We start from the raw sequence: 21243 nt of genomic DNA on the forward strand, positions 1-21243 counted from the left end.
TGAGCCTTTCATCTGGCGACAGTGCTTTTTTCACGGCCGACCCCGGGACCAGGCTCTTCGTCGACGTTAAAGCGAGAAAACGGGCGCCGGAGAAGGGAAGGCCCGATGGAGCGGGGGTTCCGCCGGAGTGGTCGGACATGTGATTATGAAACTGTTGCTGGGGGGCGTGAAGAATGCGAGACCACTGTCTAGGGGTGACGTGCGATGAGGTTTCACTTACTTGGTTCACTGGAAGTAGTGGACGACGGCGAACAGGTGGAGCTCGGCGGCGGCGTGCAACGCGCCGTTCTCGGCTACCTGCTCCTGCACGCGAACCACGTGGTGCCCACCAGTCGCATGCTCCGCGCCCTCTGGGACGAACACGCCCCGCTGACCGCCCGCAAGATGGTGCAGAACGCGGTGTCGGGGATCCGCAGGACCCTCGCGGCCCACGGTGATGACGCGAGGCTGCACACCCACTCGCCCGGCTACCGCCTGCAGGTCGACCCGGACAACGTGGACATGCACCACTTCCGCCACCTGGTGGAGCAGGGCCGCACGGCGATCGACGCGGGCTCGGCGCAGCGTGGCGTGGCCCTCCTGCGCGAGGCGCTGGACCTGTGGCGCGGCAGGGCACTGGCCGACCTGGTCGAACGCGGCACGATGTGGTCGGAGCTGGCCGCCGTCGAGAACGAGCGCCTACTGGCCCTGGAGGACTGCTTCGACGCCGAGCTGGCGTGCGGGCACCACCGGGAGATCACACCGGAGCTGGAGATCCTGACGGAGACCGAGCCGCTGCGGGAGCGGCTGTGCCAGCAGTTCATGCTCGCCCTGTACCGCTCCGGTCGGCAGGTCGATGCGTTGAAGGTCTACCGCCGGACGCGGATGGCCCTCGTCGACGGCCTCGGCATCGAACCGGGCCGCGAGCTGCAACAGCTCCAACACCTGATCCTGGAGCACGACTCGTCGATCCAGGCCCCGATGCTGGTCGCCTGACGCCCTCGCCCAACGTACTGAAGGCGTCCTTCGTAACGCTGGGGGCACTGAAGGCGTCCTTCGTAACGCTGGGGGTACTGAAGGCGTCCTTCGTAACGCTGGGCGTACTGAAGGCGTCCTTCAGTACGGTCGGGCGACGCGCTAGTTGACGCAGGGGATTCCCGCGGCCGTAATGGTCTGCGCGTCGGGCTGCTCCTGGGCCAGCTTCTGCACGGTCACGGACCGGTCGTCCGGAGTGGACGTGTGGTACCCGGCCTCGGGCGTGCCGGGCTCAACAGGGGGAGTGGGCGGCGACTGCGTGCTGGCCGTCGGGCCGTTCAGCAGCCCCTGGAAGTAGGCCCGAACCTGGTCAGGGTCGACCTCCACCGCGCTCCCGTCGTACGGCGTCGACAGGTTGATGGTGCCGGTCGGGATCGTCGAGAACTGGATGTCGTCGCCGGTCAGGGTGGCCACCTGGGTCGCGAAGCTCATCAGGTCCCAGTTCTGGTCCAGCACGACCGACTTCGTCAGCGCGTCCACCAGCGAGCTGATCCGGCTGGGCGAGGTCAGCGTCCCCGAGCTGAACAGCTGGTTCGTCAGCCCCGCCATGAAGGCCTGCTGCCGTCGCACCCGGTCCAGGTCGCCGTTCGGCAGACCGTGCCGTTGACGCACGAACCGCAGCGCGTCAACGCCCTGCAGCACCTGTTCCCCCGCCGGGAAGTTCGCCCCGGAGTAGGTGTCGTGCACCGGCTCGTTCAGGCAGACCGGCACCCCGCCGACGGCCTTCGTCAGCTCCGAGAACCCGTACAGGTTGATCTCCGCGTAGTGGTCGATCGTGAGCCCGGTCAGGTTCTGGACGGTGGCGATCAGGTTCTTGCGGCCCGCGGTCGAGGACTCGCGGTCGATCGCCGCCGCGTCGAGACCGGAGCCCTGCAGGCGGCTCGCCTCCTCGTTCTTCCCCCTGACGTAGGCCGAGTTCAGCTTGTGCTCGCCGAACCCGCCCGCGATGTCCACATAGGAGTCGCGGGGCAGCGACACGGCGAACGCCTTCTTCTCGGGGTCGGCCGGGATGTGCACGACCATCATCGTGTCCGTGTTCTGCACGCCGGTCGCGTCGCCCGCGTTCAGCGCGTCGAGGACCTCCCTCGGCAGCGGGTTGCCCTGGTTGTCGGTGCGTGAGTCCAGCCCGACCAGCAGGATCGTCTGTGACGTCCTCGGCAGGTCGCGGGCCGACGGCGCCTGCTCCGGCGCGGCCGGGATCACGTCGTCGCGCACCACGTTGTCGGCCGCGGTCCGGTAGGTGTACCAGCCGAACCCGACCGCCGCGACGACGGCGACCGACAGGAGCGTGACGAACGCCCGCCCCAGCCACGCCACCATGACAGAACCCCCAATTCCGGACGGACCCCGCTCCCCACCGACGTTAGGGACGGATTGCGCCCGGGTGGCGACGGTCGTGTAACAGGCGACCGGCAGGTCTGCCCCGGCCGGGTAACAGCGGAATGTGGCGGTGCGCGGCCTGGCATGGTCTCCTTGCGCGGGAAGGAGGATCGGATGCGGAGAGTGCTCGTTCTGCTCTGTGGTGTGATGTTGTTCGGCGGCTGCGGCGTGGCGGGCGGCGTCGAGGTGGAGGGCCGCGCGAGCCAGGTCAGCCCGCCGCCGTCGACCACGACGACGCCGAGCGGCACCCCGGCCTCGGCCGACGCCGTCGCCGTCCTGCGTGCCGACGAGACCCTCGACGCCAAGATCAAGGCCACGCTGGTCCCGTGCCCCGACGGCTCCTACCCGATCGACGACCGGTACATCGACCTCACCGGCGACGGCGTGGCCGAGCTGCTGGTGACGCTGTACCCGTGCACCGACACGGAGCTGAAGGCCAAGGCGATGGCCACCGGCGTCCGCCAGGCGACCAGCGGGTACGCGGCCTACGTGTACGACCTCGCCACGCATCCCCCGAGCAGGCTGTTGGAGGTCGAGGACGCCTCCCTCGACCTCGTGGTGTCCACGAAGGAGCGTCCTGGCCTGCTCGTGATCCACAACCGGTGGGCCACCAGGGACGACCCCTGCTGCCCGACCGACCAGACCGTGGTGCTGTACCGGTGGGACGGCACGAAGTTCATCGAGGTTGAGCCGAAGTGAGAGTACTGCTCGTCGAGGACGATGACGTGATCCGCGAGGCGACCCAGCTCGCGTTGGAGCGCAACGGGTTCACCGTCGACGTGGCCGCCGACGGGCTGACCGGTCTCGACGCGTTCCGCGAGCGCCCGCCGGACGTCGCGTTGCTCGACATCATGCTGCCCGGCATGAACGGCGTGTCCCTGTGCCGCCAGATCCGCGAGGAGAGCCCCACCCCGGTGATCATGATGTCGGCCCGAGCGGACCCGGTGGACGTGGTGCTCGGCCTGGAGGCGGGCGCGGACGACTACGTCACAAAACCCTTCGACAGCACGGTGTTGGTGGCCCGGATCCGGGCGGTCGTGCGCAGGATGAGCCGCGCGGTCGCGCCGGTGCAGTCGGGCACGTCGTTCGGCGACCTCGAGGTGGACCGGGACGCGCTGGAGGTCCGCCTCAAGGGCGAGCCGGTCGAGCTCACCCCGACCGAGCTGCGGCTGCTGCTGTGCTTCGTCGACTCGCCGGGCACCGTGCTGACCAGGGACGTGCTGCTCGAACAGGTGTGGGACTACCAGTGGGGCGGCGACTCGCGGGTCGTGGACGTCCACGTGCAACGCCTGCGGGCGAAGATCGGCCAGGACCTGATCGAGACCGTGCGGGGGTTCGGCTACAAGCTCAAGAGCGGGACGTGAGGCTCTTCCCTCGGAGCCTGCGCTGGCGGCTCTCGGCCGTGATCGCGCTGGTCAGCGCCGTGCTGGCGGTCGCGCTGTCGCTGCTGGTGCGCACCGAGTTCAGCAGGGTGCAGCTGGCGGACGCGAGGCGCGTGCAGGACGAGCGGATCCAGCTCGTGGTGCGTGACTACGGCCTCACCGGCCGCGCGGCACTGGGCAGCAGACTCGACGCGACTGACGTGCCCCGCGACCTGCTCGTGGCGGTCGACGGCGGCCGCCGAGCCACCTACCTGCAGAGGACGCAGGCAGGCGCGTGGATCTGGGCGGCAGCGGAGACCGACGGGCACGTCCTGTCGCTGCGCAGCCCCTACACCGACCGCGACGACGCGTTGCGTCAGCTGGACAACGCGCTGATCCTGGGTTCGGTCGGGGTGTTCGTGCTGGCGTCCGTGCTGGGCGTGCTGCTGGGCGGCAGGCTGTCGAAGCGGTTGCGCCGAGCCGCGGTGGCCGCCCGCCGGGTGGCCGAAGGCGACGCGACCCTGACCGTTGGCTCGGAGATCGGCGACCGGCCGGGCGACGAGACGACCGAGCTGGCCCACGCGGTCGACGCGATGGCGGCCGCGCTGCGGGAGCGCATCGTGGCGGAACAGCGGGTGACCGCCGACATCGCGCACGAGCTACGCACGCCGGTCACCGGCCTGGTGACGGCCGCGGAGCTGCTGCCGCCGTCGAGACCCGCCGAGCTGGTGCGCGACCGGGTGGGGGTGCTGCGGTCGCTGGTCGAGGACATCCTGGAGGTGGCCAGACTGGACACGGCGACCGAGCAGGCGGAGCTGGTGGCGGTGCCGCTGGGTGACTTCGTGTCCCGCCGGGTGCCGTCGGCGGTGGTGTCGGAGGCGGAGACAGTGCGGACCGACCCGCGCAGGCTGGAGCGCGTGCTGGTGAACCTCCTGGAGAACGCGGAGCGCCACGGCTCGCCGCCGGTGGTGGTGACGGTGTCGGGCCGCACGATCGTGGTGCGGGACCACGGCCCAGGCTTCGCCGACGACCTGCTGCGTGACGGCCCGAGCCGCTTCCGCACGGCCGATCCGAACAGATCCGATGGTCACGGCCTCGGCCTGACCATCGCGGTGGCCCAGGCACGCGTCCTTTCGGCTGAACTCACCCTCGCCAACGCGACCGATGGTGGAGCCGAGGTGACAGTGGCGCTACCGTCTGCGCCGTGAGCGAACGATCGGGCTCAGGCCGTGAAGAGCTGTTGGCGCAGCTGGAGTTCTACTGGGACCACAACCTGTGGCCGCGACTGCGCGGGCTCACGGACGAGGAGTACTTCTGGGAGCCGGTGCCCGGGTGCTGGTCCGTGCGCAGGCGTGAGGACGGCACGTGGTCGATGGACTGGGAGTGGCCCGCCCCGGAGCCCGCGCCCATGACCACCATCGCGTGGCGCCTGGCGCACATGGGCATCCAGACCCTGGGCATCCGGGCAAGCGCCATGTTCGGCGACGGCTCCCTCACGGTCGACAAGGTCCGCTGGCCGAAGACCGCGTCCGAGGCCCTGCGCGCCCTGGCGACCCACTACGAGCACTGGCGCCGCGGCGTCCTGGCCCACCAGCCCGCGGACGAGCGCTCGTTCACGACCCTGATCCTCCACGTGAACCGGGAGCTGATCCACTACGGCGCCGAGGTCGTGCTCATGCGTGACCTGTACCGCACCGGCAGGCGGGTCGGAGCCACGTCGTCGTCCTAGTGCCGCGTCCAGGCGAGGAGGGCACGTTTCTCCGCGGCCCAGGCGGCCGCTGGCGGCGTTGCCGGAAAGCCCGAGTACAACCCGGTACGAGCGGCTTCCCGGCGCCTTGCCAGCGACCACCTGGATCCACGGATAAACGACCCTCCCCACCTGGACACGGCACTAGTCGACCGTCTTCGCTCCACATCGGAACGAGCCGGCGCACGCGGGTGAGGGATCCGGACACCCCGGGAGTGGATCCTGGGCCTGTCGGAACGTGCGGGCGAGCGCGACCCCCGGCCGACAGCGGCTGTGCGTTGTCGCCTGCCGATCCCTGGACGCCACCAAGGCCGCCGAGGAGACTGTGAGGTAGCCCCCACAGGGAGGACACTTTCATGAAAACCGAGTTAGGTCCCTGGCGCAGGAGCAGCCTATCCGGTGAGGGCGGTACCGGCGGCGGGGATCGTGTCGAGGTGGCGATACCTCGTGAACGCACCGCCCGCCACGTCATCGGCTAGGTCTGTCATGTGGCGTGACCAACTCGTGGCACAGATCGAGTTCTACTGGTCCTATCACCTCCTCCCACGGCTCAAGGGCCTCACCGACGAGGAGTACTTCTGGGAGCCGGTCCCCAACTGCTGGTCCATCCGCCAGGTCGACGGCACCTGGAAGATCGACTGGGCCTGGCCCACCCCCGACCCCGCCCCCGTCACCACCATCGCCTGGCGGCTGGCCCACCTCGGCGTCCAGACCTTCGGCATCCGCTGGAGCACCCACTTCGGCGACGGGTCCCTCACCCTCGACACCGTCAAGTGGCCGTCGACCGCCCGGGACGCCGTCACCGAACTGTCGCGGTACTACCACCTGTGGGTTACCGCCATCCAGGGCATGGACGAGGCGTCCCTGGCCCGGCCCGTCGGCCCCCAGGAACACCAGTGGGGCAACGAACCCTTCGCGGGCCTCGCGTTCCACCTCAACCGCGAGTTCGTGCACCACGGCGCCGAGGTCTGCCTCCTCCGCGACCTCTACCGCGCCGGGACCAGGTGACCCACCACGAAGTCCACCGCCGCCAGCACCGCCGCCCGGGACTCGTCCGTGTGGTCCGCGACGTCGAACCCGTGGTGGCCCTCGGGCACGTCGATCACGTGCACCGACGTGCCCGTCGACACCCCCTTCGCCACGAAGCGGTCCACCTCCTCCTGCAGGTTGGGTGACTCCAGACCCACACGAGTGAGGACCACGGGGCGGCCCGGGCTCAGCAGACCCGTCGTCTCGCCGCCCAGCATCGGGTAGGTCAGCGCCAGGCACCGCAACCACGACGGCGACTCCGCGAACCACCACCTCGACACCAGCAACCCACCGCCCGAGAACGCCCACACCGCGATCCGGTCCGCGTCCACCTCCGGCAGGGCCCGCACCGACTCCACCAGGTCGGGCAGCAGCTCGCTGACCTCCGACCACCCCGTCACGTTGTGGTAGGGCAGGTCGGCCACCGCCGCGACCACGCCCCGGCTCGTCAGTAGCCGCGCATAGCCCGTGAACAGCGGCCACTGACGAGGCCGCACCGGGTACGCCTCCGGACTCGGTCCCGGCACGATGACCACCGCGGGTAGGGGACCGTCACCCGGGAGGTACACGTCGAGTCCCTCGTCCGAGCGGACCCTGCCGGTCTCCGGCACGTCCAGGACGAACGCCAGCTCGTGCGGTGGTTGCGTCATTCCCCCATTCTGGCGCCGCGAACGTCATCGTGCGTCCTTCGTGTCGGCGCCGGGGGCGGAGCAGCCTGCATCTGATACGTAGGCGCGGTGTCTGCGCCAAGTCGCGCCTTCATGTCTCAGCCACGATGGCTCCCGCATACCGCGGTTATGCCGGCGGGATCAGATCAACCGCCGGATCAGGCTGACGGCTTGCGTCATTTTGTACTTGACCTGGATGTCGGCCGGAACCTTCTTTGAAGGAAAATCCTTGACGTTGTGCGTGACGAGAGCCCCAGCTCCACCAATGACAGCTGCTGCCAAGACATGTTCATCGTCTGGGTCGGGAAGGTCATATGAGCCTTCGAGCCCTTCCCAACCTCGTACTTCGGCATCGTTGAAGGCGTGCTTCATCTGAGTGATGAGATATTGGGCGCGGCAACCTGCCTCTTGAGGCTCGACGCCGCGCTCGATCAACTTTTGGGTCTCTTCGTACCTGAGTTCGTCAAGGATCGGCGCTGACCACACTGGCCGGTATGTACCTTCAATCGCGAGTGAAAGCAGGAAGTCGCGTTGCCGGTTAGGCCAAAGCACGCAGGTGTCGAGCAGTGCCGGGAACATGGCGATATCGTGCCATGATGATGATCTATTCAGCGCGAGGCACTCCGACGACGTTTCGCCACCTCATGGCGTGCCGTTCGTAGCCTCTCGAGAACAACATCGACATCCTCATCGTCATCGACCGCAGTGGCTTCAAGCGTTGTAACTCAGTGTTACTGCCCGGGCTGTCTCCGTGACTCACCTGGGCGACCGCACCAGGCTGCCGGTGACTGTCAGGGCGGATGCGAGCACCGAGGTTGCCCCCGTTCTTACGTCGCGAACGTCAGCGCGGATCGTCCGTGATGGCTCTGCCCGTCCAGATGGCGTGCGTGCACGCGATGCCGCTGCCGCCCTTGGGGCGCAGCACGTCGTAGATGTGCATGCGCGGGATCTTCTCCGACAGGCCCCACCCGCTCGGCCACGTGATGATCCAGTCCATGTCCAGATCCACCAACAGACCGAGCATGCGCGCGATCGTCGGCTCGTCCAACCGCTCGAACGCCTCGTCCAGCAGCACCAGCCGGATCGAGCTGCCCTGCCCCGCGGCCGTGCTCACCGCGTCGTAGAACGCCGACGCCGCCGCGAACAGCGTCACGTACGAGATCAGGCGGGTCTCCCCGGACGACAGCTGCCGCATGCGGCGCGTGCGTGGCGACCCGTCCGGCCCGAGGTCCTTGACCCGCACTGTGAAGCGGTACCACGTCCGGTAGTCCAGCGCCCTGGCGAGCACCTCCGCGTAGTCGCCGGAGTGGCCGTCGCGTTCCGACGTGATCCGCTCGGTCAGCGCCGTGCGCAGCGTCTCGTCCTGGCCGTCGCCGCGCTTGGCGAACGGGGTGCGGATGAGCGTGATCGCCTGGCGCATGTCCTCGTCGAGGTCCGGCGCCGGCTGCCAGTCCAGCTGGACGTGCACGCCCTGGCTCGACCGCGCCACGTCGAGGGTCTCGTTCATGCGGCGGCACAGGTCGTCCGCGACCTCGATCTGTGTGGCCAACTTGTCCGCGAGGTCCCGCAGCATGAACGCGTCGAAGATCTGCTGGTACTCCTCGGACAGCAGGTCCCGTTGCGCGGCAAGACGTTGTGCCACCTCGCGGGCGGCAACCGCCACCGGCTGCGGACCCTGCGCACCCGTGACCGTCACCGTCAGCATGTCGCCGGAGCGCTGGGCGATCACGTCGTGGCTGCCGGCCAACGTGGACTGCAGCGTCTGGAGGTTGCTCAGGACCGTGTCCTCGGAGACGCCGTCGCGCGGGTTCGCGGTCAGGACCGTGAACGCCTCCGCCGGGTCGTCCGGCAGGTCCTGCGCCACCGCGGCGGGCCACACGCCGTCTGCCGCGAGTGCGTCGACGAAACGTTGGCGCGCCAGGGTTTCACGGTCCGTCAGCTCGACGGTCTTCGCCTGCTTCGTGTCGATCTGCGTCTGGGTCTTGCCTGCCCGCACGCGTGCGTCCGTCGCCTTCTGACGGATGTCCGGCAGCCGTCCCCGGACCGCCGCGCGCTCCTCCTCCGTCGCCGACAGCTCACGTTCCAGCTGCTCGGCCGCGCCGCCGATAGCCTTCACGCGCTCCTCGTAGCCCGCCTGCTCCTGGGCGTGGTCCAGGCACGCGCGGTCCGCGCCCGCCTGCACGTCCGCCAGCTCGGCGTCCACCCTGGCGTGGTTGTCGAGCGACCTCGTGAGACTGTCGACGCCGCCCAGGCACCGCTTGGTCAGTGCCGACGCCAGCTGCTCTGCCGTCGTGCGCGCCTCGAGTGCCGCCGCGCGGGCCATCTGCAGCGACTCCGCCGTCGCGTCGAGGCCTGCCGCGCGGGCGTCGGTCAGCAACGCGTCCTGCCGCGCCCTGTGCCGGTCCGCGCCACCGGAGTTCTTGTCCCGCAACGAGAACGCCTTCGCGCTCGCGTCGTCCGCCGCCCGGCTCGCCGCCCGCAGCGTCACGTGTGCGGCGAGGACCTCGCGGTCGTCGGGGTAGCCGTCGATGTGGTGCTCCCACGCCGCCGCGTGCTCCTGCGCCACGATCAGCGCCTTCGCGGCCAGCTCACGCTCGTCCGCCAGCAGGGCGAGCGACGCCGACAGGTCGCCGATCCGCCTGTGCCGCGCGGTCTCCCGCGCGCCGGCACCGACGAACTCCGCCGCGGGCTTGGTCATCGCGCCGGTCAGCACACCGGCCCGCCACCGGCCGTCCAGCGAGACCGACAGACCCGCGTCGCTGTCCAGGCCGACCCGCGAGAGCAGTCGCGTCACCAGGTCCGTCGACACCGGCGAGCCCGGCGGCGCGGCGGGAACCAGCACGTCCGCCAGCGACGGCGACACCGAGGGGCCTGCCACGACCGCGGTCAGGACCCGGCTCGCCGCGTCGGTGAGCGTGCCGTCCGCGGTCACCCACGCGTTGAGCAGCCCGGAGGACTCCAGCGCGGCCTCGCAGCCCGCCCTGTCCTCCGGCGACAGTGACGGCGAGAAGTCGACAAGGCGATAGAACGCCTCGCCGTCGTCCGGTGAGCGTTCCACAGTGGACCTCGGCAGCGCGGGCTCCGGGTCGACACCGGACTGCAGCGACGCCAGCTCCGCGTCGGCCTCCTCGATCCGCTCGTCCAGCTCGTCCACCGCACGTGACGCGCGGACCACCTCGGCGTGCGGGGCGGGCAGCCTGCCACGCAGCCACGCGTGCGCCCGCTCGGTCGCGCCACGGGCCGCGTCCACGTCACTCGTCAGGTCCGCGAGCGGCGGCGGCGCCAGCTCCGGCTCGTCCGAAGTGGACACCGAGGCGAGCGGCCCGGACGACGACCAGTGCAGTGCGGCCGTGTGCCAGCTCGCGGCCACGTCCTCCAGTCGCTGCGCGGCCTCGTTGCGCCTGCCGACCGACTCGGTCGCCTCCAGCTGCGCCTCGCGAGCTTCGCGCTGCAGCCGGTCCACTTCGGACTTCTCGGTGTCCAGCTCCCTGGCCCGCTCCAGCAGCGTGAGCGTGACCGCGCACCGCTCCTTCAGCACCGCGACCGTCTGTCCGGCCTGCTCGGCGGCGTCCGCGAGCGCCGCACGCAGCCAGTGCGGCGCGAGGTCCGGCGGCGTGCGCCTGGTCGTCTCCTCCGGTTCGGCCTCGGGGTCGAGCGAGGTGCGGACGGTCTCGGCCACCTCGGTCGCCGCCGCCTCCGGCACGGTCGGGACCGTCGGGCACAGGCGGGGGTCGAGCCCTGCCTCGCGCATGCGTGACCGCACCGAGTCGGCCAGCTCGGCGGCCTGGCTGGTGTCGTCGGTGAACCGGGCCAGCTCGGCGACGACCGAGTCGACCAGCTGCTCGGTGTGCTCGCGCTGCGTTCGGAGCTGCTTGAGCGCGCTCACCGCCGCCTGCCGCGCCGCGGACACCACCCGCTTGCGGTCGGCGAGGTCGCGCAGGCTGTCGTAGGCGGGGGAGGACTTCAGCGAGTCGATCTTGCCCTCGAGCGTCAGCTCCTGTTCCTCGAGCGCCGCGACCTCGGTCTCGGCCTGCTCGGCCGCCTTCTCCTCGTCCATCAGCCGTGCGGTGAGCTTGGTGATCTCGTTGCGGGCGCCGGCGAGCTCCTTCGCCGCGTCCACCGACCGCCTGCCTGCCGACCGCAGCGAGCTGTAGGCGTAGCCGGCGTAGCTCGCGAGGAACCGCTGGAGCGCGGTGTCGGCCGCGCCGAGCGTGCGGATGTTGTCGCGAATGGACTCCAGGTCCTCGAACGACCGCGCCAGCTGCTCGACGACCGCGGGGTCCAGCGGCGGCAGCGAGTCGGACAGGATCTGTTCGAGCTGGCCCTCCAGGACCTTCAGCCCGACATCCGGGTTGCGCAGAGTCCGTTGCAGGTGCAGGAGATCGGCGTAGCGGACGGCCGGGATGCCGTACACCAGCTCGGCGATCCGCGCGCGGAACGGCTCCTCGTCGTGCAGGCAGTCGGCGCCGAGCAGGTCACGCAGCTGCGTCGCGCCGACCGGGGTGCCGTCGACGACCAGGTGGAAGTCCTCGCCGACGCGCCGGTCGGTGACGAACCGCCACGAGTCGCCGATCGCCTGCGAGTTGGCGGAGGCCTTGATGCCGATGCCGCTGGTCAGGAACTCCTCGCGGGCACCGGCCGTGCGGCGCAGCTCGATCCACGCGTAGCCGATGCGGTTCGGGCCGCCGGTGTAGTCGTCGAGCATGAGCCGCCGCATGCTGACCGTGTCGTAGCCCTTGGAGCCGATCTGGCGCAGGTCGCCGTCGAGGCACAGGGGGAGCAGCAGCTCGAGCGTGCGGGACTTGCCGGACCCGTTGGTGCCCTGGAAGATCACCCGGCCGCCGGACAGGTCGAACTCCTCGACCGCGTACTGCCACACGTTGACGATGCCGCCGCGATGAAGCGTCCAGCGGGTGGGTGGTACCTCGTGGGCCGATGGCTCGCTCACGGCGTCTCCCCCTCATGATCGAAAAGCGACCAGCCCGGTTCCGGCTCGAGCACCGGCTCCGGCTCCTCGGCGTGCCGGGGTGCCCCGTCCGGCTCCGGCACCCAGCGGTGCGCGGCGGGGCTCAGCAGCCAGACGCCCTCGCCCGGCCGCGCGAGACCCAGTGACAGCAACAGGTGCAGGACGTCGTCGGCGAGCTTCGGCAGGCTCGCGACCATCAGCTTCGACCACGCGGCCGGGTAGGCGTCGACCAGCTCGTCGCACACGGTCGTGACCTGCTCGACGGTCACGGCGACCCAGCCGTCGGCGGCCTCGCCGGCGCGCAGCAGCTCCGGGAGCGCCAGCAGGGCGACGCGGGCGACCGTCGACTGGCCGGGGAAGGACACGTCGGTGAGGTAGTCCTCCGGGTCGGTGACCGCGATGCCCTCCTGGCGCACCTCGGTGACCAGCCCGAAGCACCGCTCGATGAGCCGGGACTCCTGACGGGCACGCTTGCGCAGCCAGGCGGCCTCGTCGTCGGCGAGGTCGGCGTAGTGGGTGACGGGGTTCTCGACGAGCCTGCGCCGCAGTGCGTGCTCGACCCCGCGTGGGCCGGGCCTCGCGGCCAGCGTGACCAGCTCGGTCGGGGTGGTCGCCACGCCGAGCGGGCCGGCGACCAGCTGGCCGAGCAGCGTCGTGTCGATGGTGAGCAGGGCCTCCTCGTCGCCGGTGACCGTGCCCTCCGTTTCGCTGAGGACGCCGAGGACGACGAGGTAGCGCAGTGCGGAGGCGATGGCCCGCAGCTCGCCGAGGGCGTCGGACACCCGGATGCCTGCCTGGCCGGCAGCCGAGCGGATGTCGGTGACCAGGCGGGAGAGGAGGGTCTGCTGGCCCACGCCGGTGAGCGAGGCAAGGCACAGGGCGAGGTAGGCGTAGCCGCGCGGGGTGAGACTGGGTTCGCCGCGGGTGGGGTCGTTGCCGGGGCCTGCCTTGTAGAGGCGCGCGAACCGGCGCTCGACGACCAGGCGGTAGCCGAGCACGCCCGCGAACAGCTCGGCGAGAGTGGCGCGGTGGCGGTAGATCAGCGGCAGGAGGTCGCTTTCCGGCCCGCCGGTACGCAGGAGCGGGCGTTTGAGGAGCGCCCTGGCGCAGCGGACGACGTCGGCCTGGTCGATCTCACTGAGCCGGTCGAGGACGTCTGTGTTCATACGTGACTCGTACTGAACTCGACGGCGGTGTCCTGTATCTCCAGCCTGCCGCCTGAGGTGTGGATGACGGCGGTGTTGCCGGTCCTCGGCGTGAGGCGCAGGGTCAGGCCACCGACGGGGTCGACGGCGGCGCCCTCGTCGGTGGGGCGCTCACGCTGGGCCATGGCGTCGGTGAGCAGGCCGCAGAGGGTGCCGAGTGCGTCGGCGGAGAGCGTCACGCCGTCGAGGCGTCCGCCGGAGGAGGCCAGCTCGGCGACGGCGGCCGCGTGCCTGGCGTCGGCGTTGCGTGCCTCGGCGAGGAGCTGCTCGCGGCCGAGCGGGTTGTCGAGGATGCGGGAGGTGCGGCCCCTGGTCCGCTCGCCCCGGCTGCGGACGGTGACCAGCACGTCGACCGCGGGTCCGTCGGCCCACGGCGTCTGCTCGTCGTCGCCGTCGTGTTCCGGGGCGGGGGAGATGTGGCGGGCGGGGTGCAGCCCGAACGCGGCCGCGGCGAGCGTGTGGGCCTGGTCCTGGGTCGACTCGTCGAACCACTTGGCCAGCGTGAGCAGCTCGGCCCGCCTGCCGGGCTCGGGCCCGCCGCCGGAGGTCGCGCGCTTGACGGTGGCGAGGAGGGTGCCGATGGCGCGGGCCGTGGCCTCACGCAGTGCCGTGACCTGGGAGGGTCGGCCGGGTCGGTCGACGAACCAGTCGGTCAGCTCCCGCCAGTCGGCCGCGGCGCGGCCCCTGGCGCGTTCGACGTCCCGCCCGAGGGAGCCGGAGGGGGTGAGCAGGCGCAGGAGGTGTGTGGTGGCGCCGGAGAACTCGTCGCGGGTGAGGATCTCGGCGATGGTGGGGGTGTAGCGCAGGACGTCCTCGACGACCATCTGGATGTACTCGACGAGCAGGTTGCGGAACCCGGAGATCTCGGCGGAGGCCAGGTGGTAGCGGGTGACGACCTGGCCGAGGTAGGCGTAGAAGTCGCGGACGGTGGCGGCCAGCTCGCCGTGCTGGAGGAAGAGGGTGGTGACCTGCTCGGCCATCCGCTCGACGGCCTTGGCCGCGGTGTCGGAGTGGGGGTCGCGCCCGTGCTCGTGGCTAGCGCGGGAGAGCCGGGCCAGCAGCTCGTCGAGCCCCGCGGCGATGGCGGGGAGAAGCTCGCGGGACACCTCGCGGGCGCCCTCGGTGGTGCGGAGCAGCTCGTCGACGTCCCGCTGGACGCGGACGCCCAGCTTGCTGACCTGGTAGCGGACCGAGCCGTGCTGGAACTCGGCGATCGACGAGGCGACCACCTCCCGGCGACCCGCGACGAGGTTCCCCCACTCGACGAGCTGCTTGAGCCGGGTGATGACGTTCTCCACGCGCGACTCGCCGGCGGCGATGTCACCCCGGCGCTCGGCGGGGGAGAGCGCGGCGGACACCTCACCGGCGGAGAGGTCCGCGAGCAACGTCGACGCGAACAGCCGCATGATCCACAGGTAGGTGCGCCTGTGCTCGCGCGCATCCAGGTAGGCGTACAGCTTGAGCCGGCGCGCCTCGTCCGCCGCCTGACCGGCGGGAGCGTCCGATGCCATGGGGGGCACCATACCCGCGCCCCCCGACCGAAACCGGTGCCTGGTGCACACCCGGATGGGGGATGTCACTCCGGCCAGGTGGGCGTACTCGTGTGGGATCATGGGGCCGACGGTTGGGAGAGGACGTGGTTGACAGGTTCACCGACCCGTTGCTGACGCCGAAGGACGTCGCACGTCACCTCTGGATCCCGGAGTCGACGGTGTACCACTGGCTCAGGGACGAGGCCGACGGCGTACCACTCGTGCATCGCGTGGTGCCGGAGAAGCGTGGTTGGCCTTCGGTGCCGTTCATCGCCGTCGTGGAGGCGTACGTCCTGCGGGCGCTTCGCGAGTCGGGTCTGACGAAGGCGAAGATCCGGGAGGCCGCTGCCGAGGTTCGCCGTGTCCTCGACACACCGTATGCGCTCGCGACCAAGAAGATCGCCACCGACGGAGTCGACATCTTCGTGCACTACGCACATGACGACCTCGCGCGGGCAGGTGACGGACAGCGTCCGTTCCGCGACCTGATCGACGACTACCTCCTCTACGTCGACTGGGACGCGAAAGACGGCTACGCGAGCAGCCTGCGACTCCGGCAGTACCCCGACGTCGCTCCCGTGACCATCGACCCTCGCTTCGGATGGGGAGCGCCCGTGGTCGCGTCGACGAAGGTTCCGGTGGACGCGATCGTGGACCTCTGGTTGGCGGGCGAGTCGCTGGAAGACGTCGCCTACGAGTACGGGTTGTCCAGAGAACAGGTTGAGGCGCTCTGCCGTGTCGCCCGAGCAGCCTGAGTTCTTCCTGGATCGTGGACTCGGGCGTCGCGTGGCGGAAGGGCTTGCCGAGCTTGGCTGGCGGGTGCATCGAACAGCGGAGCATTTCCCCAACGACGCCCAGGACGTCGAGGACGAGGTCATGGGAGCGCTGCGGACGGTTCCTGGCCAGCCGAATGCCGGACGGCACCACCGATCCCGACGAGACAGCCGCCGATTTTGACCAGTGGTGCCTGCGACACGTGGAGGAGAACCACGGCGCTCGGCACAACGCCCGCCACGCAGGCGTCGAAGACCGCATGGTCTCGGCCAACCTGCCCGAACACACCCCGCTCACCGAGATGAACAGCCTCACCCGCACCGCGGCCTATCTCAGCCGGCGCGGTGCCGAGGCGACGGAAGCGGAGCGCGACGTCTACGAGGCACGCAAGAAGGCGGTGATGGCCAAGCTCAGTGAGATAAAGATGTAGTTTCTCGCTGTCAAGAAAGCGGAGGCCCCGTGATGCGGCCTCCGCTTCTTGCTGTGCCCGGCAGCACACACGAGCCGCACGCGATGTGGTTGTGGTACACCGGTATCCCAGGCAGTTGCGGCGAGGGGTTAGCCGATGGCCGAGAGTCGCTGGTCACTCAGATGGGCCGCCATTGGAGCGGTAGCCGGCGTGGTGGGAGCGGTCGTTGCGATCATCGTCCCCGTCGTCACCAGCGGTGGAAGCAGTCCGCCGTCCAGCAGCCCAAACGCCGGCGGCCCCTCCACCGCCGAATCACGAAGTTCGATCACGGCGAGAGCCTCTGGGACCAGCACCCAGGGACTGACCGGCGGGGCCATGCTGGGGCACTACACGGGCATCGAGCTGACCAGCTTTCACGCAGCCGACTTGGACGTCGATCCACCGAAGGTGCGGGACTACTCGCCACTGGAGTTCCTCGAAACCATCGGCACCAACACCGGCGAACTGACCACGCCGAACTATCACCTTGTGCTGTTCCCGCCGGGTCCTGCGCTGACCTACGACGAATGCCGGAGTGCAACCCGCTACACGGGCAGCGTCGGCCTGGATCAGTTGGTGAACGGATCGCAGATCTGTGTCACGACAGACAAGCATCGCATCGCTCTACTGATGATCACACACACGCCCACCCCCGACGACCAACCCCAGTACATCCGCTTTGACGCGACGGTGTGGCAGGGACCGCTTGGTCAGTAGGAACGCGCTGCGCAAGGGTGTCTGCACAGAGTGCGGTTGTCGGTGTTGTGCGGGCGGTCGCCATGCTGTCGCCGCATCGACTGACCCTGATTACCCCGATCGGCGTCACTGAGCGTTTTCATCCGGCGGCGGTGATCTCGTGGTCCTGTAGGACATGGATGGCTTTGGCGAGTTGGCCGGCGCGTCGGGGGCAGCAGCGGAGCTTGCGCAGGATGCGCCAGGACTTGAGTTGGGCGTTGGCGCGTCCGCCGGGGCCGCGTAGCCGGGCGTGGGCGCGATTGGCGTCCTTCTGGGACTCGGGCTTGTTGCGGCCCTTGTACGGGGTGATCACGTGCTGGCCGGTCTCGTCATAGCCGTGGTATCCCTTGTCGCTCAGCGCGATGAGCCCAGCATCGCGCGGCGCGGTGAGAATCTGCCAGATTCGGGCGGCGGCGGTGTCATGAGTGCTGCCGGGCACCTCGCCCGAGACCCACAGGATCGTTCCGTCCGGGGAGGCGATCACCTGCAGGTTCATCCAGTGCAGCCGGTGCTTACCCGAGTAGAAAGGCCGATCCTCGGCGATACGGTCGGTGGGGATCAGCGTGCCGTCGATGATCACGTAGGCCATGCCCTCGCGCTTGGGTTTGCGCAGTACCGCTCGCAGCTTGGGTGCCCGCGCGGCCAGCAGCTCGACGGCTTCGTGCACATACCGCTAGCACGTCGTGGCGGATACCTCGAACCCGGCGCCGACCTCGGCAAACAGTTCACCTATGCGCAAGTACACCAGCACCAGCAGCGCCTGCTAACTGGTGTTGAGCTTGCGCCACTGCGAGCCGATCTTCCGGCGGTGAGCGCGGAGCAGGCCGGACACCAAGGTCAGGGTCTGACGTGACAATGGTAGTGCGGCTTGGTAGAACAGCATGCGAAGCCCTTGCGTAGTATCTCCATCTTGGTCGATTGCTGTCCTACCAGAGGTTTCGCCACGTTCCCGGCATCGACACGCCGATGATCAGCCCGCCTGCGAGCTACACCCCCTTACCCACCAACACATCCAGACCAAGATGGAACGGCTCACTGCTTCCTACTGGACATCCACCGGCAGGGAAGTGGGCGCTCGCCGCCGCGTGCGGGCGAGGCGCGTCTCGGAGTGGTCCAGCCAGCGGGCCTCCGACTCCGCCCGGAAGATCATCAGGTCCAGGACCAGCAGCCAGGCCTCGTCGGCCGTGTCGTCGGCCTTCGCCTTCAGCTGGGTCAGCTCACGCAGCTTGCGCAGGGTTGCCGTGCGCTGGCCCTGAAGCACGGCCGACACGTCCACACCGGGGGTGGACAGGGCCAGCGCGACCTTGATGGCCAGCTCCTCGCGCGGGTGCTCCGCGGGAGCGACCGGCGTGGTGAACCATTCCCCCAGCTCCGTCAGCCCGGCCGTCGTCAGCCGGTAGACGACCTTGCCCGGCTCAGGAGCCTCGTCCGTCTCCTCGATCAGGCCGTCGCGGCTCAGCCGCGACAGGGTCGAGTACACCTGGCCGATGTTGAGCGGCCACGTCAGTCCCGTGGAGCACTCGAACTCGGTGCGTAGTTGATAGCCGTGCATCGGCTCCCGACCCAGGAGAGCGAGCAGGCCGTACCTGACGGACATGGATACTGAGTATGCATACTCGGTATGTACCGCGCAACGCGGAAACCCTGGTGACCACTTGGCCGAGTGGTGCGACAGATGGTGTCTGGTTCACCGCACTGGCGTGTCTGGTTCACCGGGAAATCGCCTCGGGTTAGCTCTGGTTCCGATGAAATTCATGGAGGGAAACCCGCCGGCAATCACGTCGGGGTTTGTTTCCCCAGCAGATGGAGGACGGCGTGACCCCGCGATTTCGGTTTCGGCGATTACCCGACGGGACCATCGGCTGGATGTTGCTGGGCGGCAACAACCGGCTTATCGGCATGGCCGCGACCGGCTCGCCGACACCGGCCAAGGCGGTATCCGGTGCGGAACGCGCGAGAGAGGTCGTGGCGACGGCGGACATCACCTTCATGGTCGCCGACGATCGGTTGTGGTACTGGCGGATCCACGACGCGGGCGTGCTGATCGCCGTGTCCGCCTCCGGCTTCGCGCGACGCCTCGACGCACTGCGCGCGGCGAAACGTTTCATCCGCGCCGCCACCACGGCCCACGTGCAGCTCGGTGTGGTGACGGTGCCGGACCGCGTGCGGGAAAGACCTGGTCCGTCCCGCACGGGCACCCGGTGACATACACGGTGACCACGCGTTCGTTCCTCGTTCACCATGCGGCCCTCACCTCGCCACTCGTACCGGGTTTTCTTTCCGGCGCACGAGAAAACCTGGCGGGAAGGCGCACGTGACCACCGAGATCGACCGGCCGAGGCGGTTGCGGGTCGGCCGCACCCTGGGCGACCGGGTTTTCCGAGGCACCGCCCGAGGGCTGGGGACACTGGTGCTGCTCGTCATGGGCGGCATCGGGATCTTCCTCGCCATCGAGGCCACCCCGGCATTCCGCGAGTTCGGCCTGGGTTTCTTCACGACCGTGGACTGGAATCCGGAAGCGCGCGTACTCGGGATCGCCGCCGTGCTCGTCGGCACGATCACCGTCGCCACCATCGCGATGATCGTGGCGTTCCCGCTCGCGCTCGGCACCGCGCTCTACATCTCGCAGTACGCGGCCCCGAAGGCCAAGCGGTGGCTCATCGCCATGGTCGACCTGATGGCGTCGGTGCCCAGCGTCATCTACGGCCTCTTCGGCGCGTACCTGCTGCAGCCCGAGATGGTGTACGTCTCCCGCTGGCTGCACGACATGCTCGGGTTCATCCCGGTCTTCCAGGTCGACACCGACCCGGACGCGGCCGTCTTCGCCCAGTCCCGCTACGCCGCCTCGGCACTCATCGCCGCCCTCGTCGTCGCGATGATGGTCCTGCCGTACGCCTGCATGGTCATGCGTGAGGTGTTCGACCAGGCGCCGCAGGGAGAACGCGAGGCGGCGTACGCACTCGGCTCGACCCGCTGGGGCATGGTCCGTTCGGTCGTGCTCCCGTTCGGCAGGGGCGGGATCATCGGCGGCACGATGCTCGCGCTCGGCCGCGCGCTCGGCGAGACCATCGCCGTGGTGCTGATCATCGCGCCGTTGTTCGAGGTGAAGGTCCGCATCCTGGAGAACGGCACCATCACCGTGCCCGCGCTGATCGCCACGCGCTACGGCGAGTCCGTCGGCATCCAGCTCGCGGGCCTGCTGGCCGCCGGCCTCGTGCTGTTCGTCATCACGCTCGTCACCAACAGCATCGCGGCGGTCATCGTGACCCGCAGCCGCAGCGGAGCGGACACGGAGATCTGATGACCGCGACGCTCGAACGATCCACGGTGGACACACCGGAGGTCAAGCGGGACCTGCGGGGCAGGACGATCGACGACCGGGTGGCCCCGCTCGGCGCGGCACTCGGCGCCCTCGCGCTGATCTCCCTGCTGTACGACAGGATCCTGCCGCTGTCCGGCTCCTTCGGCTTCGTCGTCTGCTGGTACGTCACGTTCATCCTGCTGTACGCGCTGGTCTCGGCCTACCGCCACCCCGCACCCGCCGTCACCGACCGGATCGCGGGCGCGCTCATCAGGACGAGCGCCTTCATTGTCGGCGGCTCGCTCGCCCTCGTCATCGGCTACGTCTTCGTCCGCGGCGCGCCCGCGTTCATCCACCCCAACATCCTCACCGAGGACCTGACCGCGGGGCCGCACGACCCGCTGACCACAGGCGGCGTGCTGCACGGCATCGTCGGCACCGCCATCCAGATCGGCATCGCCATCTCGATCACGCTGCCACTGGGGATCGGCTGCGCGGTGTTCATGACCGAGGTCGGCGGCAAGCTCGCGCGTGTCGTCCGCACGGTCGTGGAAGCCATGACCGCGCTGCCCTCGATCGTCTGCGGGCTGTTCGTCTACATCGCACTGCTGCTCACCTTCGACGTGCAGCGCAACGGTTTCGCGGCCTCGCTCGCGATCAGCGTGATGATGCTGCCGATCATCGCGCGGTCCTCGGAGGTCGTGCTCCGCGTCGTCCCGAACGGGTTGCGGGAGGCGAGCCTCGCGCTCGGCGCCTCGCAGTGGCAGACGGTCCGCAAGGTCGTGCTGCCCACCGCGCGGCCCGCGCTCGCGACCGCCATGGTGCTCGGCATCGCCCGCGGCATCGGCGAGACCTCGCCCGTGCTGATCACCGCCGGCTACACCACCTTCCTGAACGCGAACCCGTTCGAGGGCCCGATGGTGTCGCTGCCGCTGTTCGCCTACACGCTCGCGCGCTCGCCGGAGCCGCTGTTCCAGACCCGAGCGTTCGGCGCGGCCGCCGTGCTGATGACGCTGGTGCTCCTCGTCTTCGTCATCGCAAGGTTGGCCGCAGCAGGCCGGCGCCGCTCGTGAACCCCAAGGG

20 protein-coding genes and 1 pseudogene are annotated in these 21243 nt (G+C 69.6%); 13 read left to right on the plus strand and 8 right to left on the minus strand.

Annotated elements, in window-relative coordinates; all coding sequences use genetic code 11:
- Positions 1-204: 204 nt before the first annotated feature.
- On the plus strand, positions 205-975 hold the full coding sequence (locus CLV71_RS11425) for an AfsR/SARP family transcriptional regulator (RefSeq protein ID WP_133902675.1): 771 nt from the start codon (positions 205-207) through the stop codon (positions 973-975).
- A 141-nt stretch (positions 976-1116) separates the two neighbouring features.
- Here the strand turns inward: CLV71_RS11425 and CLV71_RS11430 are convergent, their stop codons facing one another.
- Positions 1117-2334, minus strand: a complete 1218-nt coding sequence (locus tag CLV71_RS11430; RefSeq protein WP_133902676.1) for an LCP family protein — start codon at positions 2332-2334, stop codon at positions 1117-1119.
- Between the two features lie 174 nt (positions 2335-2508).
- Here CLV71_RS11430 and CLV71_RS11435 point away from each other — a divergent pair, with 174 nt between their 5' ends.
- From CLV71_RS11435 to CLV71_RS11455, 5 genes are all read left to right on the plus strand, one after another.
- Positions 2509-3093: a hypothetical protein gene (locus tag CLV71_RS11435; RefSeq protein ID WP_133902677.1), complete on the plus strand. Its 585-nt coding sequence runs from the start codon at positions 2509-2511 to the stop codon at positions 3091-3093.
- A complete protein-coding gene (gene cseB / locus CLV71_RS11440; protein ID WP_133902678.1) occupies positions 3090-3758 on the plus strand; it encodes a two-component system response regulator CseB in 669 nt (222 codons plus the stop codon). The genes CLV71_RS11435 and cseB overlap by 4 nt, the downstream gene beginning before the upstream one ends.
- On the plus strand, positions 3755-4963 hold the full coding sequence (locus CLV71_RS11445) for a sensor histidine kinase (protein WP_133902679.1): 1209 nt from the start codon (positions 3755-3757) through the stop codon (positions 4961-4963). The genes cseB and CLV71_RS11445 overlap by 4 nt, the downstream gene beginning before the upstream one ends.
- Positions 4960-5484 (plus strand): DinB family protein, encoded by a 525-nt coding sequence (locus CLV71_RS11450; protein WP_133902680.1) that lies wholly within the window; start codon positions 4960-4962, stop codon positions 5482-5484. The genes CLV71_RS11445 and CLV71_RS11450 overlap by 4 nt, the downstream gene beginning before the upstream one ends.
- Positions 5485-6006: 522 nt before the next feature.
- On the plus strand, positions 6007-6510 hold the full coding sequence (locus tag CLV71_RS11455; protein WP_243866374.1) for a DinB family protein: 504 nt from the start codon (positions 6007-6009) through the stop codon (positions 6508-6510).
- On the opposite strand, the gene CLV71_RS11460 is transcribed toward CLV71_RS11455, so the two are convergent.
- The 5 genes from CLV71_RS11460 to CLV71_RS11485 all read right to left on the minus strand — a co-directional run bounded on the left by CLV71_RS11460 (position 6489) and on the right by CLV71_RS11485 (position 14881).
- A complete protein-coding gene (locus CLV71_RS11460) occupies positions 6489-7181 on the minus strand; it encodes a dienelactone hydrolase family protein (protein ID WP_133902682.1) in 693 nt (230 codons plus the stop codon). The two genes, CLV71_RS11455 and CLV71_RS11460, sit on opposite strands and share 22 nt — an antisense overlap.
- 159 nt (positions 7182-7340) lie before the next feature.
- Positions 7341-7778 (minus strand): PIN domain-containing protein, encoded by a 438-nt coding sequence (locus CLV71_RS11465; protein WP_133902683.1) that lies wholly within the window; start codon positions 7776-7778, stop codon positions 7341-7343.
- 262 nt (positions 7779-8040) lie between these two features.
- Positions 8041-12147, minus strand: a complete 4107-nt coding sequence (locus CLV71_RS11475; RefSeq protein ID WP_133902684.1) for a TIGR02680 family protein — start codon at positions 12145-12147, stop codon at positions 8041-8043.
- The gene (locus CLV71_RS11480; RefSeq protein ID WP_133902685.1) at positions 12144-13331 is read right to left on the minus strand and encodes a TIGR02678 family protein; all 1188 of its coding nucleotides are present in this window, start codon (positions 13329-13331) and stop codon (positions 12144-12146) included. The genes CLV71_RS11475 and CLV71_RS11480 overlap by 4 nt, the downstream gene beginning before the upstream one ends.
- Positions 13328-14881 carry a TIGR02677 family protein gene (locus CLV71_RS11485; protein ID WP_133902686.1) on the minus strand — a complete coding sequence of 518 codons (1554 nt, stop codon included), beginning with the start codon at positions 14879-14881 and terminating at the stop codon, positions 13328-13330. Before CLV71_RS11485 ends, CLV71_RS11480 begins: the two co-directional genes overlap by 4 nt.
- A gap of 125 nt (positions 14882-15006) precedes the next feature.
- Between CLV71_RS11485 and CLV71_RS11490 the strand changes: the two genes are divergently transcribed.
- The 4 genes from CLV71_RS11490 to CLV71_RS11500 all read left to right on the plus strand — a co-directional run bounded on the left by CLV71_RS11490 (position 15007) and on the right by CLV71_RS11500 (position 16841).
- Positions 15007-15657, plus strand: a complete 651-nt coding sequence (locus CLV71_RS11490) for a DUF433 domain-containing protein (protein WP_133902687.1) — start codon at positions 15007-15009, stop codon at positions 15655-15657.
- 31 nt (positions 15658-15688) lie between these two features.
- Positions 15689-15859 carry a hypothetical protein gene (locus CLV71_RS50625; RefSeq protein WP_424923876.1) on the plus strand — a complete coding sequence of 57 codons (171 nt, stop codon included), beginning with the start codon at positions 15689-15691 and terminating at the stop codon, positions 15857-15859.
- A complete protein-coding gene (locus CLV71_RS11495) occupies positions 15813-16106 on the plus strand; it encodes a hypothetical protein (RefSeq protein WP_133902688.1) in 294 nt (97 codons plus the stop codon). Before CLV71_RS50625 ends, CLV71_RS11495 begins: the two co-directional genes overlap by 47 nt.
- A gap of 135 nt (positions 16107-16241) precedes the next feature.
- The gene (locus CLV71_RS11500) at positions 16242-16841 is read left to right on the plus strand and encodes a hypothetical protein (protein WP_133902689.1); all 600 of its coding nucleotides are present in this window, start codon (positions 16242-16244) and stop codon (positions 16839-16841) included.
- Positions 16842-16959: 118 nt separating this feature from the next.
- On the opposite strand, the pseudogene CLV71_RS11505 reads toward CLV71_RS11500, so the two are convergent.
- Positions 16960-17742, minus strand: a pseudogene (locus tag CLV71_RS11505) (transposase family protein).
- A gap of 159 nt (positions 17743-17901) precedes the next feature.
- Positions 17902-18456: a PadR family transcriptional regulator gene (locus tag CLV71_RS11510; RefSeq protein ID WP_133902690.1), complete on the minus strand. Its 555-nt coding sequence runs from the start codon at positions 18454-18456 to the stop codon at positions 17902-17904.
- Positions 18457-18674: 218 nt separating this feature from the next.
- Here CLV71_RS11510 and CLV71_RS11515 point away from each other — a divergent pair, with 218 nt between their 5' ends.
- The 3 genes from CLV71_RS11515 to pstA all read left to right on the plus strand — a co-directional run bounded on the left by CLV71_RS11515 (position 18675) and on the right by pstA (position 21233).
- Positions 18675-19064 carry a hypothetical protein gene (locus tag CLV71_RS11515; protein ID WP_133902691.1) on the plus strand — a complete coding sequence of 130 codons (390 nt, stop codon included), beginning with the start codon at positions 18675-18677 and terminating at the stop codon, positions 19062-19064.
- 109 nt (positions 19065-19173) lie between these two features.
- Entirely contained in the window at positions 19174-20160 is a 987-nt protein-coding gene (gene pstC / locus CLV71_RS11520; protein ID WP_133902692.1) for a phosphate ABC transporter permease subunit PstC, read from the plus strand.
- On the plus strand, positions 20160-21233 hold the full coding sequence (gene pstA / locus CLV71_RS11525; protein ID WP_208297522.1) for a phosphate ABC transporter permease PstA: 1074 nt from the start codon (positions 20160-20162) through the stop codon (positions 21231-21233). The genes pstC and pstA overlap by 1 nt, the downstream gene beginning before the upstream one ends.
- The last annotated feature ends 10 nt before the right edge of the window (positions 21234-21243 follow it).

It is taken from the genome of Actinophytocola oryzae (assembly GCF_004364325.1).
Taxonomy (GTDB): Bacteria; Actinomycetota; Actinomycetes; order Mycobacteriales; family Pseudonocardiaceae; genus Actinophytocola; species Actinophytocola oryzae.

What these genes read in the sequence shown, in the direction of transcription:
- CLV71_RS11425 (WP_133902675.1), top strand. Translation starts at nt 205, where the DNA reads ATGAGGTTTCACTTACTTGGTTCACTGGAAGTAGTGGACGACGGCGAA.
- CLV71_RS11430 (WP_133902676.1), bottom strand. Translation starts at nt 2,334, where the DNA reads ATGGTGGCGTGGCTGGGGCGGGCGTTCGTCACGCTCCTGTCGGTCGCC.
- CLV71_RS11435 (WP_133902677.1), top strand. Translation starts at nt 2,509, where the DNA reads ATGCGGAGAGTGCTCGTTCTGCTCTGTGGTGTGATGTTGTTCGGCGGC.
- CLV71_RS11460 (WP_133902682.1), bottom strand. Translation starts at nt 7,181, where the DNA reads ATGACGCAACCACCGCACGAGCTGGCGTTCGTCCTGGACGTGCCGGAG.
- CLV71_RS11465 (WP_133902683.1), bottom strand. Translation starts at nt 7,778, where the DNA reads ATGTTCCCGGCACTGCTCGACACCTGCGTGCTTTGGCCTAACCGGCAA.
- CLV71_RS11480 (WP_133902685.1), bottom strand. Translation starts at nt 13,331, where the DNA reads ATGAACACAGACGTCCTCGACCGGCTCAGTGAGATCGACCAGGCCGAC.
- CLV71_RS11485 (WP_133902686.1), bottom strand. Translation starts at nt 14,881, where the DNA reads ATGGCATCGGACGCTCCCGCCGGTCAGGCGGCGGACGAGGCGCGCCGG.
- CLV71_RS11495 (WP_133902688.1), top strand. Translation starts at nt 15,813, where the DNA reads ATGCCGGACGGCACCACCGATCCCGACGAGACAGCCGCCGATTTTGAC.
- CLV71_RS11500 (WP_133902689.1), top strand. Translation starts at nt 16,242, where the DNA reads ATGGCCGAGAGTCGCTGGTCACTCAGATGGGCCGCCATTGGAGCGGTA.
- CLV71_RS11510 (WP_133902690.1), bottom strand. Translation starts at nt 18,456, where the DNA reads ATGTCCGTCAGGTACGGCCTGCTCGCTCTCCTGGGTCGGGAGCCGATG.
- pstA (WP_208297522.1), top strand. Translation starts at nt 20,160, where the DNA reads ATGACCGCGACGCTCGAACGATCCACGGTGGACACACCGGAGGTCAAG.